The following is a 16,841-nucleotide window of genomic DNA, read 5'->3' on the forward strand; positions in this document are numbered from 1 at the left end:
CGGGGCACCGCCTCGCCGCCAGGTACAACCGGGTGCACGCCGGTAGCCCCGTGGAGGCGGTGGCGAAGCCGTCGGCGCCCGAAGACCCGCGGTTCTGGGCTGGGCCGGTGGGCCGAGTTCCGGCAACCGTCAAGATCCTTCGACGGTACCGCCGCACGTTCCCGCATCGGTGAGATTCCGGTGTGCCCGGTCACCCCTGCTCGGCCGGGCTCGCACCGGAGGAACCCATGCGAACCCTTGTCCCCGCCGTGCTGGCAGCACTGCTGTCGGCCGGCGTACCCGTGAGCGTCGCCGCCGCCCCTGTCGCGGCCGACATCACCGAGACCGTCTACGTCGAGTCGTCAGTGGACAGTGATGGCGACGGTGTGCGCGACCGCATCGCCGCCGACGTCAAGCGCCCCGGCCAGGCGGGCAAGGTCCCGGTGGTCATGGAGGCCAGCCCCTACTACGGGCTCGGCGCGACCGCCGCGGCCGGCGTACCGCGCGGTTTCGGGCGGTGGTACGACGAGTACTTCGTGCCGCGCGGTTACGCCGTGGTCGAGGTGGAGATGCAAGGCACCTCGCGCTCGACCGGCTGCCCGACCACCGGCGGGCCGGAGGACACCGCCAGCGTGCGTGCCGTCGTCGACTGGCTGAACGGCCGCGCCACCGCGCGGTACGCCGACGGCCGTGCCGCCGTCGCGTCGTGGAGCACCGGCAACGTCGGCATGCTCGGCGTCTCCTACAACGGCACGCTGCCCAACGCCGCCGCAGCCGCGAACATCCCCGGCGTCAAGACGATCGTGCCCATCGCCGCGATCTCCAGCTGGTACGAGTACGCGCGTGACCAGGGCATCGGTTACCGCGGCTACACCACCGACTACCCGACCGTGCTCGCCAACTACGTGATCAGCTCCGCGCAGAAGGCGAAGTGCCGCGCGGTGCTCGACGCCATGGCCCGCAACGACGGCGACGAGTCCTACGACTACACCTCGTTCTGGCGCACCCGCGACTACCGGCCCTCGGCCGGCAACGTGAGCGCGTCCGTGTTCGTCGTCCACGGCCAGGCGGACTGGAACGTCAAGCCCTCCCAGTTCGGCCGCTGGTGGGACGCGCTCGCCGCACAGGGCGTGCCCCGCAAGCTGTGGCTGCACCGCGGCGGCCACCTCGACCCGATCTCGTTCCGCCAGGCCGAGTGGCAGCGGGTCATGGGCCTGTGGATGGACCACTGGCTCAAGGGGATCGACAACGGCATCATGAGCGAGCCGATGGCCGACATCCAGCGCCCCGACGGCTCCTGGGAGCAGCACGCGTCCTGGCCTCAGCCCGGCACGGCGACCACCACCCTCCACCTCGGCCCCGCGGCCGGCGGCTTCACCGGCTCGCTGACCGCGTCGCCGACCGGCACCGGCCAGACCCAGCGCCTCGCGGACAACACCAACCTCAGCGAGTCCGCCATGATGGCCAACCCCGAGGTCGCCGACACCCGCCGCCTCGCCTACGTCACCGCACCCCTGACCCGCGAGGCCCGGCTCTCCGGCGAGGTCCAGGTGACCGCCCGCATCGCGGCCAACCGCACCTCCACCCCGCTCACGGCACTGCTCGTCGACTACGGCCCGGCCACCCAGGCCGTCCTCACCGAACGCACCCCGCTGCAGCTGTCGACCGAGAAGTGCTCCCGCGACGACCTGCGCAACCGCACCGGCTGCGCCCAGCCGCCGGCCGTGTCGACCCAGGCGGTCTCCGCGACCATGCTCACCAAGGGCGCCATCGACACGAAGAACCGCAACTCGCTGGAGACCGCGACCCCGTTGCCGACCGGCACCGCCGTCGACGTGACGTGGAAGCTGCACGCCCGCGACGCGGTCATCCCGGCCGGGCACCGGATCGGGATCGTGCTCGTGACCAACCACAGCGGCTACATCGGCACGGACACCGGGTCGAGCGGCATCTCGATCGCCGTGTCGCTCGGTGTCAGCAAGGTCGTGCTGCCCGTGGTGGGCGGCACGATCAGCACCTGACCGGCTGAACCGTTGCCCGTCCCGGCCGCCCTGAGCGGTGGGGACGGGCAACGCTCGTTTCAGGGCACCAACAGCGCCTCCAGTGCCAACGCCGTGTCCGGGTGCTTGGCCAGCAGGGCCACGCCGGACGGAGCGGCCGCCTGCCAGGAGCCCGTGCAGCCCAGCAGGTCCGCCACCGCGTCGCAGGTCGCCGGGTGGGCGGCCAGCAGCGCCACGCCCCGGGGTGCGGACGTGCGCCGGGGCGCGGTGGGGGTCGGCTCGGCGAGCCAGGGCGGGGTCCAGGCGTCGAGGGCCGGGAGGCGGGCCGGGAAGAGGCGGGCGGCCTCGCGGATCAGGGTCGGGACGTGCTGCGCGCCCTTGGTGCGCAGGGTGGTGATGAGGCTGGGCAGCCACGGCAGGAGCAGGTGGTCGGGGAGGTGGGCGAAGGCGGTGGAGATGGTCTCCACCACGAAGTCCACCAGCGACGGGGCCGGTTCCAGGGCGTGGACGAAACCGCTGAGGTAGCGGGGGTAGCTCGGCAGGGTCAGCGGGTTGGTGAGCAGGTCGTGGCACCGGGTGCGGAGGTCGGCGCGGGTCAGGCGGCCCAGCTGGACCTGGGCGGCCCACAGCAGTGCGACCTTGGCGGGTTCCTCCGGGTGGGACTGGGCGACGGCCAGCTCCAGCTGGGTGCGGTCGCAGCCCAGCGACAGCGCCAGCGACTCCATGCTGAACAGGAAGCCCAGGGTGGCGGCGACCTGGTCGACGGTGGCGTCCTCCTCGGTGAACGCGGTCGGCAGCAGCGTGCAGTAGTGGGCGTAGCCGGTGCGGACGAACGACTCGATCCACGGCGGCAGGGCCGGGTCGTTGGTGCGGTAGTAGGCGAGCAGGCGGCGGGCGCGGCGCAGGACCTCGGGGGCGCTGTCGACCGTGCGCTCGCCGGCCAGGACCTCCAGGGCGCGGGTGCCCAGCTCGGCGGCCAGGCGCGGGCTGTGCAGGTAGCGGATGGCGTCCTCGACGGCTTCGAGGACGCGGGCCGTCGTGGCCTGCGGGTCGTGGGCGGCGCGGCGCAGGCGTTGCTCCACCACCTGTTCGACGCTCACGCCCTCGTAGCCGAGCTCGATCAGCGAGCGCTGGTGGGTGCCGAGGGCGAGGTCCCAGGACTCCTGGATCGGGCGTTCACCGAGGCTGCGCTCGCCCATGATCGGGCGGGCGGCGCCGTGCGGCATCAGGTAGCGCAGCATCCACAGCAGATCGGAGCACGCTTCGAGCTCCGGCCGGCCGGCGATGTCGAGCAGGGCCCGCTGCACGCCGCGCTGACCCAGCTTGAGGTCGAGCGGCGCGAGCCGGTCGTGCACGTCGCGGGCCAGCGGCGGCAGCGCGTCGTAGCCGACCTGGCCGATCCGGTCGCCGCCCATCATGATCTCGACGATGCGGCGCACGTCGCGGCGGCCGGGCACGACGTCCTTCTCGATGCACGTGACCGCCGCGTCCTGGAAGTCGTACGGCGTGGGCCGGGCCCGGTCGCGCATCCCGGCCAGCAGGATCGACGTCTCGAACACGGCGATCGCGTCGGCGGTGGAGGACAGGTAGCCGTTGCGGCGGGCCGCGCGGACCACCTCCACCGACCAGCCCAGCAGCTCGGCCTCGTCCAGCCGGTCGAGGACCGGCGGGCGCTGCAGGAAGCCGGAGAGCTGGTCGGCCGCCGCCAGCTCGGCCACCGGCTCCGGCAGCGGTTTCCTCGGCTTCTTCGCGCCGGCCTGACCCTCCAGCGCGAACGGCTTCACCTTGGTGCGCTTGAGGTTCTTCGCCCACTCGGTGGCCGCGATCGACACCGAGCCCGACGCGAGGCCGAACTGCGCCTCGATCGCGGCGTGGCTGGACGGGATCAGGCCGTACTGCCACCTGCTCGCGCTGCGCGGGCTGATCTCGAAGTCGCCGGAGCCCTCGACGCCGAACTCCGCGACGTGGCTCGCCGCGTGGAAGGCACCGCAGACGTACAGGCAGTCCGCCGGGTCCGCGCCGCTGGCGGCCAGGTGCTCGCGCATCCGGGTCCACATGTAGCGCTCGCGGTCCTCGTCCACGGTGACCCGGTGCGGGTCGCCGGGTGCGAGTCGCCGGAAGAGGCTGCCGATCAGGAACATCACCTGGCGGTAGGTGTCGTGGTCGCTGCCGCCCAGCGGCTGCTCGACGTACTGGTGCCACCACTCCGACCAGTGCCGCACCTTGCCGTGGTGCAGCAGGTGCTCCTCCAGCTCGGCGAAGCGCGGGCGCAGGTCGCCGATCTCCACGCCCACGGCGTCGCCGTGCAGCGCTTCCTCGTCGGCCGGCCCCGCTACCGGTGCCTGCCACTGGAACACGTGGTCGGACGACCGGTCGACCAGCACCAGCTCGACGCCGGGGGTGTCGAGCGCGTACGAGATCGCCTGGTACTCCGCGGACGCCTCGGTGATCGGCGCGACCACCGACAGCGGTGCCCACTCCGCCGGGAAGCCATCGACCTCGCTCGCGAACGCCTGCACCGCGACGGGCAGGCGGCAGTTGCGCAGCTCCGTCAGCAACGGCGCCATGTCCTCGCACAGCTCCAGGTACACGACCTTCGGCTGCTTCTCCCGCAGCCGCCGCGCCATCGCCACGGCCGAGGCGGGGGAGTGGTGGCACACCGGGAAGATCTCCAGCGGCTCCCGCACGGCGCGGTCGACGTCGTCGACCATGCCGCGCAGGATGCCCTCCAACGCGCCGGGCCCGTCGGCGAACTCCGTCGCCGCCTCGTGCAGCTGCGTGCGCAGCGCTTCGAAGATGCCGGCGGTGGCGCTCTTTGCGGGCGCGCTGGTCGTGGAGGGGCTCGCGGACGTGCGGGCCGCTCTGGCGGTGGCCGGGGCATTGTCCGCAGTTGGACTGGTGAGCGTGCGCTCCGCCCTGACGGTCGCTGGCGCGTTGTGTGCGGTGGGGCTGGCGGACGTGTGGGCCGCTCCGGCGGTGGCCAGCGCGTTGGCCGGGGTGGGGCTGGAGGACGTGCGGGCCGCCCTGACGGTCGCTGGCGCGTTGTCCCCGGCGGGGTTGGCGGGCGTGCGGGCCGCTCCGGCGGTAGTCGGGGCGTTGTCCGCGGTGGGGCTGGTGAGCGTGCGCTCCGCGGTAGTGCTGACGGGTGCGTGGTCCTCCGGGCTGCCGCTCGTCGGTGCGGGGCGGGGGAGAGCGCTGGCCGCGGCGGGACCGGTGGGCGCGCTGTCCATTGCAGGGGCCGCGGGCGGGGTGTCCGGCGCGGGCATGGGGGCGCCGCTCACGAGAGGGTGGCGATCGTGTCGCGGCCACCGGTCAGGAACTCGGGCCAGTGCCCGCCCTCGTCCTTGCTGCGCGGCTCGACGACACCGTGCAGGTACTTGTTCATGATCGCCAGGTCCTCCGGTGCCCGCCGGGAGAGCGAGCCGACCAGCGACGCCCCCAGTGTGTGCGCGGTGAGCGCGCGCTCGCCGAAGAAGTTGCTGTGCAGGATCGCGTCCTCCAGCACACCGATCTGCTCGGCCGTGGACAGGGCGGACTCGAGCTTCTCGTCCTCGCTGGCTGCTGAGGCGGAGGCGGCGCGCAGGTCGGCGAAGCTGCGCAGCAGCACGTCGAGCAGCGTGGGCGGCACGTCCAGCTCGATCTGGTGGCGGTGCAGCAGCTCCTCGGTGCGGAAGCGGACGATCTCGGTCTCGCTCTTCTTGTTCGTCACCACCGGGATGCGCACGAAGTTGAACCGGCGCTTCAACGCCGACGACAGGTCGTTGACGCCCCGGTCGCGGCTGTTCGCGGTGGCGATGATCGAGAAGCCGGGCTTGGCGAACACGATGTTCTCGCCGCCGGCGCTGTCGAGCTCCGGCACCGAGATGTACTTCTCCGACAGGATCGAGATGAGGGCGTCCTGCACGTCGCTGGTCGAGCGGGTGAGCTCCTCGAACCGGCCGATCGTGCCGGTCTCCATCGCCGTCATGATCGGCGACGGGATCATCGACTGCCGCGACTGCCCCTTCGCGATCACCATCGACACGTTCCACGAGTACTTGATGTGGTCCTCGGTCGTGCCCGCCGTGCCCTGCACGACCTGGGTGGAGTTGCGCGAGATCGCGGCGGCCAGCAGCTCGGCCAGCCAGCTCTTGCCGGTGCCGGGGTCGCCGATCAGCAGCAGACCGCGGTCGGAGGCGAGCGTGACGATGGCCCGCTCGACGATGCTGCGGTCGCCGAACCACTTCTGAACCACCTCGCGGTCGAGGCCGTCGGACCGCTCGGCACCGAGCACGAACAGCCGGATCATCTTGGGCGACAACCGCCACGCGAACGGCTTGGGGTTCGCGTCGATCGACTCGAGCCAGTCGAGCTCCTCGGCGTACTTGATCTCGGCGGGGGCGCGCAACAGGTCGGACATGGTGATGTGGTGCCTTTCAGAAGGTCAGGAAGGTCTTGAGTTCGTGGACGAGCTTGCGGACGTGGCCCGAGATCACCGGGGTGCCGAGGTCCTTGAAGCGTTCGCGGAACCACGGGTTCACGCTGCCGCGCCCGGAGCTCGTGACGGAGCCGACCGGGATGAACTTCGCGCCGGAGCGGTGGATGGCCGCCATGTTGTCGAAGAGCTGCTCGATGCGGGTCTCGTAGAAGTCGGAGATCCAGACCACCACGGTGTTCGCCGGCTCGGCGATCTTCGCCTGCGCCAGCGCCATGGCGACCATGCCGTCGTTGCCGCCGCCCAGGTTCGTGCGCAGCAGCGTCTCGAACGGGTCACCCACCCACGGCGTGAGGTCCAGCGCCTGGGTGTCGTACGCGATGAGGTGCACGTCCACCTTGGGCAGCCCGGCGAAGATCGACGCCAGGATCGCGCAGTTGACCATGGAGTCGACCATCGAACCGGACTGGTCGACCACCGCGATCAACCGCTGCGGCGTGGTCTTGCGCGCCGTCTGCCGGTAGTAGAGGCGGTCGACGTAGAGCCGTTCCTCCTCCGGGCTCCAGTTCGTCAGGTTCTTCCAGATGGTGCGGTCGAGGTCGAGGTTGCGGAACACCCGCTTGGGCGGCACCGACCGGTCGATCCTGCCGACCGAGGCCTTCTCGACCTCGGTGCGCAGCACCTCGGCGACCTCGTCGACGTACCGGCGGATCAGCGACTTGGCGTTGGCCAGCGCGACCCCGGACAGGTTGTTCTTGTCCCGCAGCAGCTGCTCGATCAGCGACATGCTCGGCGTCAGCTGGGCGGCCAGCGCCGGGTCGGCGAGCACCTCGCGCAGGTGCATGCGCTTCACCAGGTCCGCTTCGAGCGCACCCAGCTCGGGCCCGATGCCGGGCAGCAGCGTGCTCAGGTCCGGTGTCGGCGCGCCGCCGCTGGTGCCGTGGCCGCTGCGGCCACCGCGCAGCTCACCAGGCCGGCAGCCCAGAGCGCGTTCCAGCCAGCCGGCGTCGGACTGCCAGCGGGCCAGCTGCCCGGCCGTGACCGTGCCGGAGCCGGTGCCGAAGACGTTCAGCAGCACCTTCGACACCAGGGCCGCGCGGCGCACCTCGGCCGCGGAGTCCCTTTCCTCGTCGGGGGAGCGGGCCATCAGCCCGTCGAACTCCGCCTCCAGGCCGGGGTGGCGCTGCACCACGTTGTCGACACCGGTGTGCGGGTCCAGCAGTGCGGGCGGCAGGCCGACGTCCTGCAGCACGGCGAGGCTCGCGGCCTCCAGCGAGGACTGCTCCTCGTGGTCGAACAGGCGCGACAGCAACCGCCAGTACAGGACCTGCCTGCGGTTCTCGTCGTTCGCCGACGTGGTCTCGTCGGTCATTTGCGCAGCAGCCTTCCAGCGCGCTCGCGCAACACGGCCACGGCGTCCGTGGCGGCCTTCTCCGCCTTGACCCCGGCCTTGTCGGTGCCCGCGCCACCGGCCCACGCACCCGCGTGCAGCGCCACGGACTTCTTGCGCGCCACCGTGAGCACGGCCAGCGGCTGCACGCGGAACGCCCCGTCGTCCCAGCGCACCAGGCCGATGCACTCAGCGGAGGCGGCCACCGCCTCCGGCGTCAGCGGCCCGGCCGCCGGGATGCGGTCGGCGTCCACCGCGACCTGCTGCCCGGACACGACGAACGCCAACGGGTCGGGCTCCACGCCGTACCCCTCCAGGAACACCGGCGCGGCGATGCGGGCCGGGTGCCGGTCCAGCGCCGCCGTCGGCAGCGCGGCCGCGGTCGGCAGGACCACCCGCGCGGTCGTGAACGGGTCTGCGGCCTCGGCCGGCCGTGCGCACGACTCGACCCACAGCAGGTCGCCCTCACCGGTCATCGGCATGTCGGTCAGCTCCACCGCCCTGCCCTCGCTCACGGCGTTCAGCAGGCTCAGGTGGGGCCGCAGCAGCTGCCAGATCCCCGCGCCCACCACGGTGTCCGGCTTCGGCGCGGACACGCTGGCCCGCACCAGCACCGGCGCGCCGCCGTCCGCGGGCTCCAGCACCGCGTGCACCTGCGCCTGCGCGGCCGTGGCGTGCTCCTGCAGGTCCACGCCGAGCGGCAGCAGGCGGCCGCTCACCGTCGTCGTCCCCGTCCGCAGCGCGCCGGGCAACGTCAGCAGCATCGCCCGCGACCACAGGTCTCCCCAGCGCCGCGCGGGAACCCGCTCCAGCGCCGAGCCGGGGCAGGACGCCGCCAGCTCCGCCGCGAACCCGTCCAGCAGCGCGGCCAGCCTGCGCAGCTCCGGCACCGGCAGCAACGCCGACACCACCGGCGCGGCACCGGCGACGAGGTCGTGGTCGATGCCCTGCCACCCGGCCCGCGCGAGGTCGGACAGCCAGGACCGCGCCGCCAGCAACAGGTTCACCGGCACCTCGGCGGTGCCCGCGGGAACCAACTCCTCCGCACGAGCCCGCCCGGTCGCCTGGTCGAGCCGGTGCACCACCGCGTCGTGCACCGAGCCGAACAGCGCAACCCGTGCCGCGGCAAGGGACACGAAGTGGTCCTCGCCCGCCGCACCGGCCGCGACCTTCTCGGCCGCCTCCGCCACCCGCTCCGCCAGCGGCGACCCCGCCACGGCCTCGGCCAGCGCGGTCACCCCGGCCACCTGGGCGGCCTGCGGGCGCAGCAACCCCGCCGCCAGCGCCTGGTCGGCACCGGCCACGGCCGCCAGCGCCTCGTCGAGGCCCTCGACCTCGTCCGCCAACAGGTCGGCGCGCATCACACCACCGCCCTGGTCGGCGGGAACCACTGCATCTCCGGCAACGGCGCCGTCGTCGGCGACAGCTCCAAATAGGCCAGATGACGCAGGAACCGGCTGAACACCTGGGCCGCCGCGGCACTGTCCCCCTGGGACGGTCCGGCCGCCCGCATGTTCGCGGCGATCTGGTGGCCGTCCTCGCCCTCGACGCGCAGGTACCGCGCGACCCGCTCGGCTCCGTACTGCAGCACGGCCTCGCCGATCAGCCCGAGGACGTGGTTGCAGAACCCGCCCCGCGCCCCACCACACGGCCGATTGTTGTTGGTGCTGCAGGAGAAGTCGTACGAGCCGGCCGCGACCGACGACACGTACACCCGCTCGACGTCCGAGCCGCTGGAGACCACGCCCTGCAGCCGCCCGTCCGCCAGTTCGACGAACGGGACCTTGGCCAGCTTGCGCGGCCGCGCGGGCCACAGCACCCGCGCCGTGCTCGAACTTTCCCAACCTGACAACGCGTCATCTCCTCACCCCGGGGCCCGATCCGACCGGTCCGGCCCGACAGGGGAGACGTTAGCGACGACCACTGACAATTTCTGACGATCACCACAACCCTGCAGGTGGTGAGCACATCACCACGCTGGGTGGGCGGTCGGGGAGGGGCTCAGCGGCACCAGGACTGGACGGTTTCGGCGAAGTCCGGGAACTCCGCCCGCGCCGCCGCCAGCACCTCGGCGGGCGTGCGCGGTGCGGTGCCGGAGTGCTGTTCGGCCACCGCGCGCAGCTCCGGGTGCGGCACGCCGGTGTCCGTGCCGAACTCGACCGCCTCCTGCGGTCCGACGCCGCCGGCCAGCAGCCACAGGAACGAGCCCAGGTCCGTGGCGACCACGCCGACCTCGCCCTCGGAACCGAAGAACGCCACCGGTTGCTCGGTCAGCGGTCGGCCGGGTCGCACGAGCCAGCTGGTGACCAGGCCGCCGGTGCCGTCCTGCGCGAACACCCGGAATGCGGCGCCGTCGAGCTCGTCGTTGCCCGTCCAGGCGCGGATCCAGTCGGTGGTCTCGTCGGCGGGGTCGAACTCGTCGTAGGGCTCGTAGTCGATGTTCGTCGGCGCCGGCTCCTCGTCGTGGCTCCAGGGGAACTCGATGCCCGACAGGGCGACGAGGGCGGGCGGGAACGTTCTGTCGGTGATCTCCACGCGCGCACGGTACTTCTTCAGGCCGCACCGGCCAGCACGGCCCTGATCGCGTCGCACAGCAGGTCGTCGTCGCGGATGCCGCACCGCCGGTCGGGTCGTCCCGGCCGGGTGTCCTGCTCCAGCAGCTCGCGCAGCACCGGCACCGCGGGCTCCGCGAGCGGACCGAGTTCGGCCAGCCGGCCGATGCACTCGATCAGGTACCGGCCGAACGGTCCGCCGGTGGTGAGCGCCCGCCACACCGCCATGGCCGCGCCGGTGGCGTCGGCCGGGTCGCCGGTGATGCGCCACAGGGTGCGCAGCCGGCGTGCGTCGTCCCATCCGGAGGTGCGGGTGGTGCGCAGCACGGCGGCCAGATCGGCTGCCGCGGGGCCGAGCTCCGCCAGGACGTCGAGGTGCCGGACGAGTGTGGGGTCGTCGGCGCGGAGGCGGTCGAGGAGGAGCTCGGTGTCGCCGGTCGCGCGCCAGTACCGCACGGCCGACCTGACCGGCGCGTCTGGTTCGGGCCGTTCGCAGATGTCGCTCAGCCCGAACGAGACCAGCGCGTCGAGAGCCCACTCCTCGACGTCCGTGCCGATCTGGGCGGTGACCTCCGGTGCCGCCTCCACGGCGTCGGGGCCCCAGTGTGCGAGCACGAGGAGGTAGTCGCGCCGTTCCGCGAAGTCGTCTGCCTCGGCAAGGCGGCGGCGCAGCAGCGGCAGCAGCGTCGCGGCGAAGGGCCGCAGCGGGCGCAACAACCGGCGGAGGTCGCGGTCCACCGGGCCGTGGTCGAGCAGATCTGCCACCAGGGCAACGGATTCCGGCGCTCCGGCCAGCGCCAGCACGGCCGCCTTGCGCACCGCGGGCACCTCGTCCCGGGCCGCGGCGACGAGGTCTGGATGCCACGGTTCGGCGGCGCGGCCGGTGGCGCCGAGCACCTCGGCGGCCTGCTCGCGTCGAGCCGGGTCCGGATCGGACAGCCGTTCCGCGACGAGCGGCAGCAGGGTGGCGGCCGGGGAGCGCCAGCGGCTCAGCACGTCCCAGGCCGCGGTCAAAGCCTGCTCGTGGCCGAGGCGCAGCAGTGCCGCGGCCAGACGGGTCCGGCCGTCCCGGTCGTCGTCGAGCACGTCGGCGGTCCACCGCACCAGCCGGGCGATCGGTCGGCGCGCGGCCCAAACGTGGTGCCACAGCAAGGGATCGGCCGTCGGCAGGTAGGCGATGGCCTCATCGACGTGCCGTGGGTCGCGTCCGCCGAGACCGGACCTGCGGTGGGCCATCGCACCGGCGAAGCGGTGCACCACGTCGGGGTGCGAGCGGAGGTCCGAGAGCCAGTCGACGACCGGCGCCGGCCACTCGGTGGCCATGTCGCGCAACAACTCCGCTGCCGCGCACACGAACCCGACCCGAGCGGCCTCGTCGGTGTCGCGGTGCCAGCCGTTCACCAGCGCGGGCAGCACCAGGCAGGCGTGCTCGTGCGCCTGGGCGAGGGGGAACGCGACCCGCCGGCGGACCACCGGGTCGGGGTCGGTGATCAGGTCGAGCAACCGCGGGACGGCCGCCGCCCACGCCGCCGGCCAGGTCGGTGTGACGTACCGGGGTTCCGCCGTCCGCCCGGCCTCCGCCAACCGGCCGACGAGGTCGACCACGGCGGCACGGTGCCCGACCGCCGGATCGGCGGCACAGCGCAGAAGTGCCGGCAGCACCGGGGGCGCGGCGGACAGGACGCAGCCGCCCTGGTGGGAGATCCTGTTGTCCAGCTCGCCGAACGCGCGGGCGTCGGTGGCGGCGGCGCGCAGCAGGGCGGGAACGTCCTCCGCGGTGCCGTAGTGGTGGTGCAGCCGGTCCCACGCGACGGCGGGAACGAGGTCCTGGGACATCCAGGCGACTTCTTTTCGGATCAGAACCGACGAGGTGCCCGAACCCTACGTCATCGCCAGTACGCCGCGCAGGTGTTCAGGACGTGCTGACAGCCGCGTTCCGCCGGAGCGGGCCGCGGTAGGTCACGGCGAGCACCCCGAGCGCGCCCGCCCACGCCGCGAGGGTCGCGCCCCAGCTCGGCTGCCAGCCGACCTCGCCGAGCCGCAACGCCCAGCTGGTGCCGAAGAGCAGGAGCACGAAGGCGATCCCGACGTCGCGCGCGGACGTGTGCTCGGCCGGCTCGGCGAAGATCCGGTCGAGCCACTGGGCGGCGGCGACGGCGATGCCGAGCAGCAGACCGGCGGTGATCAGGTGCCACGCGAGCGCGGCCGCGGTGGTGCTGCCGCTCAGGACGTGCAGCAGGTCGAGGCAGGCCGCCACCACGAGCAGGACCAGTGGCAGCGCGGCCATCCGGCGCAGGGGCCTGGACGAGGGCATGGTCGGAACTTCCTTTCCCGGGGACGCGTCTGTACCCCGGAGAAGGCCGGTTAAACCTGGTTCGGTCAGCCCAGTGCGGGTGAGGCCAGTGCGGCGGACCGCTGCAGCACCCCGTGGCCGCCCACCCAGCCGGCCACCGCGACGGCGCGCAGCCCTGCGTCGCCCTCGCTGAGCTGGCCGTGCGGGCCGAGGACGTCGGCGGGCGCGTCACCCTCGTGCCAGCGCACCGGCACCCGGTCGTGGCTCTGCAGCAGACCGGCAAGACCGCTGGTCAGCTTGGCCCGGCCGATGTGCACCCAGCGGCTGGGGAACACGTCGAGCACCTCGGCGAGCGACCTGCCGATCTCGGGCACGATCGTCACGCCGTTGGCCAGCGCGTACTCCACGAGCTCGCGCAGCTCGTGCTGGTCGCCGTCCGGGCGCAGGTGCAGGACGTTGAGCTTGTAGGCGGCCATCCGGTCGATGGTCGCGCGCATCTCGGCGGCCGGCAGCAGCGGGCTGGTCACACCGCGCCACGCGAACGCGGGGGAGTCCTGCACGTCGGCGGCGCGCACGGTGCCGTCCGGGGTCATCAGCTGGCGGAACGACTGCACGCCGTGCCGCAGACCGGCCTGGGTCCGCGCCCGCAGCATCACGGCGCTCGGGCTGACCAGCAGCGCGTAGCCCTCGGGACCGAGTCCGCGCAGGGCCGGGTCGAGCGTCACCATGAGCCTGCCGTCGGGCGACTCGGCCAGCGTGTGGCCGGTGTGGCGGAAGATGTGCTCGCGCAGCAGCGCGGCCGCCGTGCGGGCCTGACCGGTCACCCTGATCGTGACGTCCTCGGTCAGTGCGAACGCACCCGTGCGACGGGGTGCGTTCGAGGGCATGGGGACGATCACCGCGTTCCTCTCCGGCGGACTGCCTGCACCCGCTCAACGCGGCACGGCTCAGGTGAGTTCCACGTGACCCGGCAGCCGCACGGTGGTGCCTCGACCAGGTGCGGCGGTCACGTCGACGGAACCGCGGTGCACCTCTTCCAGTGTGCGCACGGCAGGCCCTCGCGGCGATGCCCACGGTGGTGTCGGTGATCGAGATCACCCGCTCGGCGGCCCCCTGAGCGGCGGGGGCTGACTGATCTCCGGGGTCGACGTCGAGGCGCCGCCGGGTGAACCGGTGTCGGCCCTGGTGGCGGCGGCCCGGCAGGAGGTTGCGCGACCACCGGATGATCAACGTCATCCTCAGGTCGTACGCCCGGCAGCGACCGCGGGGTGACGCGGGACGATCTGTCCGGAAAGCACTGTCTGTTCCGTGCAGACGGCAACGGCGGCCCTTCCCCGCTCACTGGCACCCGCTCCCGAGGCGGAGCTGCTGCGCTGGACCGGTGCCGGCGGTGCGGTGCTGCTGACCGGCGGAGCGTGGGCGGTCACGGCGGGAGCGGGCGCCGCCGGGCTGGCCGCCGCCATCGCGGGCGCGGGGCTGGTCGTGCTGGCGTGGGTGCTGCTCGGCCGCACGAAGCGCCCGGCCACGTGGCTGCGCCGCACGCTCGCGTGGTGGTGTGCCCCGTTGGTGCCGGCACCGCCGCTGTTCAGCCTCGACGTGTACAGCTACCTCGCGCAGGGTGAGGTAGCTGCCCGCGGGTTCGACCCGAACGTCGTCAGCCCCGCGGCCGGTGCAAGCGCCGAGGCCGTCGCACGGGTCAGCGGCCACTGGCGGGAGACGCCGTCGCCGTACGGGCCGCTGTTCGGCACGGTCGAGCGCGGCATCGCCGAGATCACCGGCGGAGATCCGGTCGCGGGCATCGTCCTGCACCGGCTCGCCGCGGTGCTGGGCCTGCTGCTCGTCGTGTGGGCGGTGCCGCGGCTGGCCGCGCGTGCGGGCGCGTCGCAGCGCACGGCGTTGTGGCTGGGCGTGCTGAACCCATTGGTGCTGTGGCACCTCATCGGCGGCATGCACAACGACGCCCTGATGCTCGGTCTCATGCTCGCGGGCACCGTGGTCGCGCTCGACGCACTTGACGACGCCCGCTGGTGGTCGGTCACGGCCGGGATCGTGCTCATCGCGCTCGGTGCGCAGGTCAAGCTGCCGGCACTGGCCGCACTCGCGATCGTCGGCACGGCGCTGGCCCGCCGGTTCGGCGGCGGGCTGCTGAGGTTCACGCTCAGTGGTGCCGCCATGGTCGCCGCCGCCGTCCTGGTGTCCGTGGCGACCTCACTGGCCGGTCGGGCCGGATTCGGCTGGGTGCAGGCCCTCGGGACGCCGTCGAAGGTGCCCAGCTGGATGGCGCCGAGCAACTGGCCGGGCTTCCTGGCCGGTGCGGTGTCCGGTGCGGAGAGTGGTCAGGCGATGATCTCCGCGGGACGGGTCGCGGGGCTCGTGCTGGTCCTGTGCGGCGTCGCGGTGGTGCTGACGCGCCAGCTGCGCGGCGGGATCTCCGAGGTGTGGGCGCTGGGGCTGGTGATGGGCGTGATCGTGGTGCTGGGCCCGGTGGTGCAGCCGTGGTACCTGCTGTGGGCGGTGGTGCCGCTCGCGGCCGCGGGGTTGTGGCGGACCAGCCTCACCGCGGCCGTGACGGTGTTCGCCCTGCTCGTGCCGCCGCTGGCCGGGGACTTCACCGGCCGGGTGGGCGAGCTGGTGGTCGGCTACGGCGCCGGCCTCGCGCTCGTGGCCTGCGCGTTCCTCGTCCTGCGCCGCCTCGTCGCGAGCCGGGTGCCCGGTGCGCGGGGCTGACCTGGGCCGGTACGGCGCCGCGGCACTGGCCGGCGGCGCACTGGCGTCGAGCTTCCCGCCGCGCACCCTGTGGTGGCTGGCGGTGCCCGCGTTCCTCGTGCTGTGGCTGACCCTGCGGAACGGGCGTCCCGGCCGCCTGGGCTTCGTCTTCGGGCTGGCGTTCTTCCTGCCCCACCTGTGGTGGATCCAGCACTTCCTCGGCACCGAGTTCGGCCCGTGGCCGTGGCTCGTGCTCTCGGCGTTGATGGCGCTGTTCGTCTCGGCCGCGTTCGCGCTGTACCCGCTGGTCGCCCGGCTGCCGGGAGCACCGGTGTGGGCGGCGCTGCTGTTCGTGCTCCAGGAGACAGCGCGCGGGCTCATCCCGTTCAACGGCTTCCCGTGGGGCCGGGTCGCGTTCGGGCAGGTCGACGGGCCGTTCGGGCGGCTGGCGTCCCTCGGTGGCGCACCGCTGGTGACGTTCGCCGTAGTGGTGACCGGGTTCGGGCTGGGCGCATGGCTGCGCCGGCCGCGTGAGTGGCGCCGGTCGTGGGCGCTGCTGCCGGTGCTGGCCGCGCTGCTGGTCACCGTGCCCGTCGCCGCCGAGAACGGCACCCGCACCGTCGCCGTCGTGCAGGGCAACGCACCCGACATCGGCCTCGGCCTGCTCGACGCCGGCGCCGAGCTGCGCGCCAACCACCTGCGCAAGACCGCGGAGCTGGCCGCACGACCGGGACCGAAGCCCGACCTGGTGGTGTGGCCGGAGAGCGCGACCCGCACCGGCGACCGCGACCCGGTGCTCGACCGGATGGTCGACGACCTCGGCGTGCCGGTGCTCGTGAGCGCGTTGAAGAACGGCGAGAACTCGGTGATCGCGTGGCGTCCCGGCAGCGGGCAGGGGGAGTCCTACGCGAAGCAGGAGCTGGTGCCGTTCGCCGAGCACATCCCGCTGCGCCCGCTCGCCCGGCTGGTCACGCCGTTCGCCGACCAGCAGGACCTGAAGGCGGGCAGCGAACCCGGACTGCTGGACGTCGCGGGCACCCGCGTGGGCGTCGGCATCTGCTACGAGGTGGCCTACGACTACGTGCTGCGCGAGTCCGCGGCCGAGGGCGCGCAACTGCTGGTCGTGCCGACGAACAACGCCTGGTACGGCCGCGGCGAGATGACCTACCAGCAGCTCGGCATGGCCCGGCTGCGGGCGGTCGAGCACGGCCGCGCGGTCGTCGTCGCGGCCATCAGCGGCGTGAGCGCGGTCGTGCGCCCGGACGGCAGCGTCGTGCGGTCGACCGGGATGTTCACCGACGACCTGATGGTGGACACCGTGCCGTTGCGCTCGTCCCTGACGATCGCCACCAGGTTCGGCGGCGCGTTGCACGTCGTGTTCACCGGTGCCGCTTTCGTGGCCTGTCTCGCCGGGCTGTGGCAGCGCCGTCGTCGACGCGGAGTGACCGAGGATCACCCGATGAGGTCGCCGTTGCCGGAAACCGGCGTCCCCTCCTGAGAAACGGGT

At 73.2% G+C, this 16,841-nt stretch carries 12 protein-coding genes; 3 read left to right on the top strand and 9 right to left on the bottom strand.

Annotation, left to right across the window (positions count from 1 at the left end; genetic code table 11):
• Positions 1-227 precede the first annotated feature (227 nt).
• A complete protein-coding gene (locus tag ACZ7CH_RS11460) occupies positions 228-2,000 on the top strand; it encodes a CocE/NonD family hydrolase (protein ID WP_470373772.1) in 1,773 nt (590 codons plus the stop codon).
• A gap of 59 nt (positions 2,001-2,059) precedes the next feature.
• On the opposite strand, the gene ACZ7CH_RS11465 is transcribed toward ACZ7CH_RS11460, so the two are convergent.
• From ACZ7CH_RS11465 to ACZ7CH_RS11505, 9 genes are all read right to left on the bottom strand, one after another.
• Positions 2,060-5,260, bottom strand: coding sequence for a DUF5682 family protein (locus tag ACZ7CH_RS11465; RefSeq protein ID WP_470373773.1), 3,201 nt, complete (start codon positions 5,258-5,260; stop codon positions 2,060-2,062).
• Entirely contained in the window at positions 5,257-6,378 is a 1,122-nt protein-coding gene (locus ACZ7CH_RS11470; protein ID WP_470373774.1) for an ATP-binding protein, read from the bottom strand. Before ACZ7CH_RS11470 ends, ACZ7CH_RS11465 begins: the two co-directional genes overlap by 4 nt.
• A 16-nt stretch (positions 6,379-6,394) precedes the next feature.
• Positions 6,395-7,765 carry a VWA domain-containing protein gene (locus tag ACZ7CH_RS11475; protein WP_360388897.1) on the bottom strand — a complete coding sequence of 457 codons (1,371 nt, stop codon included), beginning with the start codon at positions 7,763-7,765 and terminating at the stop codon, positions 6,395-6,397.
• Positions 7,762-9,144 (bottom strand): hypothetical protein, encoded by a 1,383-nt coding sequence (locus ACZ7CH_RS11480; RefSeq protein WP_470373775.1) that lies wholly within the window; start codon positions 9,142-9,144, stop codon positions 7,762-7,764. The genes ACZ7CH_RS11475 and ACZ7CH_RS11480 overlap by 4 nt, the downstream gene beginning before the upstream one ends.
• Complete coding sequence (locus ACZ7CH_RS11485) at positions 9,144-9,635, bottom strand: hypothetical protein (protein ID WP_360388893.1); 492 nt, start codon at positions 9,633-9,635, stop codon at positions 9,144-9,146. Before ACZ7CH_RS11485 ends, ACZ7CH_RS11480 begins: the two co-directional genes overlap by 1 nt.
• A 149-nt stretch (positions 9,636-9,784) precedes the next feature.
• Positions 9,785-10,318 carry an SMI1/KNR4 family protein gene (locus ACZ7CH_RS11490; RefSeq protein WP_360388891.1) on the bottom strand — a complete coding sequence of 178 codons (534 nt, stop codon included), beginning with the start codon at positions 10,316-10,318 and terminating at the stop codon, positions 9,785-9,787.
• Between the two features lie 17 nt (positions 10,319-10,335).
• Positions 10,336-12,171: a HEAT repeat domain-containing protein gene (locus tag ACZ7CH_RS11495; RefSeq protein ID WP_470373776.1), complete on the bottom strand. Its 1,836-nt coding sequence runs from the start codon at positions 12,169-12,171 to the stop codon at positions 10,336-10,338.
• 76 nt (positions 12,172-12,247) lie between these two features.
• Positions 12,248-12,649 (bottom strand): hypothetical protein, encoded by a 402-nt coding sequence (locus ACZ7CH_RS11500; protein WP_360388884.1) that lies wholly within the window; start codon positions 12,647-12,649, stop codon positions 12,248-12,250.
• A gap of 65 nt (positions 12,650-12,714) precedes the next feature.
• Positions 12,715-13,515 carry a glycoside hydrolase family 20 zincin-like fold domain-containing protein gene (locus tag ACZ7CH_RS11505; protein ID WP_470373777.1) on the bottom strand — a complete coding sequence of 267 codons (801 nt, stop codon included), beginning with the start codon at positions 13,513-13,515 and terminating at the stop codon, positions 12,715-12,717.
• Between the two features lie 421 nt (positions 13,516-13,936).
• On the opposite strand from ACZ7CH_RS11505, the gene mptB reads away from it, so the two are divergent.
• A complete protein-coding gene (gene mptB, locus ACZ7CH_RS11510; RefSeq protein WP_470373778.1) occupies positions 13,937-15,355 on the top strand; it encodes a polyprenol phosphomannose-dependent alpha 1,6 mannosyltransferase MptB in 1,419 nt (472 codons plus the stop codon).
• The gene (lnt, locus tag ACZ7CH_RS11515) at positions 15,342-16,832 is read left to right on the top strand and encodes an apolipoprotein N-acyltransferase (protein WP_470373779.1); all 1,491 of its coding nucleotides are present in this window, start codon (positions 15,342-15,344) and stop codon (positions 16,830-16,832) included. The genes mptB and lnt overlap by 14 nt, the downstream gene beginning before the upstream one ends.
• The last annotated feature ends 9 nt before the right edge of the window (positions 16,833-16,841 follow it).

The sequence above is a fragment of the Lentzea sp. NPDC037011 genome, assembly GCF_055607425.1.

What these genes read in the sequence shown, in the direction of transcription:
- ACZ7CH_RS11460 (WP_470373772.1), top strand. Translation starts at nt 228, where the DNA reads ATGCGAACCCTTGTCCCCGCCGTGCTGGCAGCACTGCTGTCGGCCGGC.
- ACZ7CH_RS11470 (WP_470373774.1), bottom strand. Translation starts at nt 6,378, where the DNA reads ATGTCCGACCTGTTGCGCGCCCCCGCCGAGATCAAGTACGCCGAGGAG.
- ACZ7CH_RS11475 (WP_360388897.1), bottom strand. Translation starts at nt 7,765, where the DNA reads ATGACCGACGAGACCACGTCGGCGAACGACGAGAACCGCAGGCAGGTC.
- ACZ7CH_RS11480 (WP_470373775.1), bottom strand. Translation starts at nt 9,144, where the DNA reads ATGCGCGCCGACCTGTTGGCGGACGAGGTCGAGGGCCTCGACGAGGCG.
- ACZ7CH_RS11495 (WP_470373776.1), bottom strand. Translation starts at nt 12,171, where the DNA reads ATGTCCCAGGACCTCGTTCCCGCCGTCGCGTGGGACCGGCTGCACCAC.
- ACZ7CH_RS11500 (WP_360388884.1), bottom strand. Translation starts at nt 12,649, where the DNA reads ATGCCCTCGTCCAGGCCCCTGCGCCGGATGGCCGCGCTGCCACTGGTC.
- ACZ7CH_RS11505 (WP_470373777.1), bottom strand. Translation starts at nt 13,515, where the DNA reads ATGCCCTCGAACGCACCCCGTCGCACGGGTGCGTTCGCACTGACCGAG.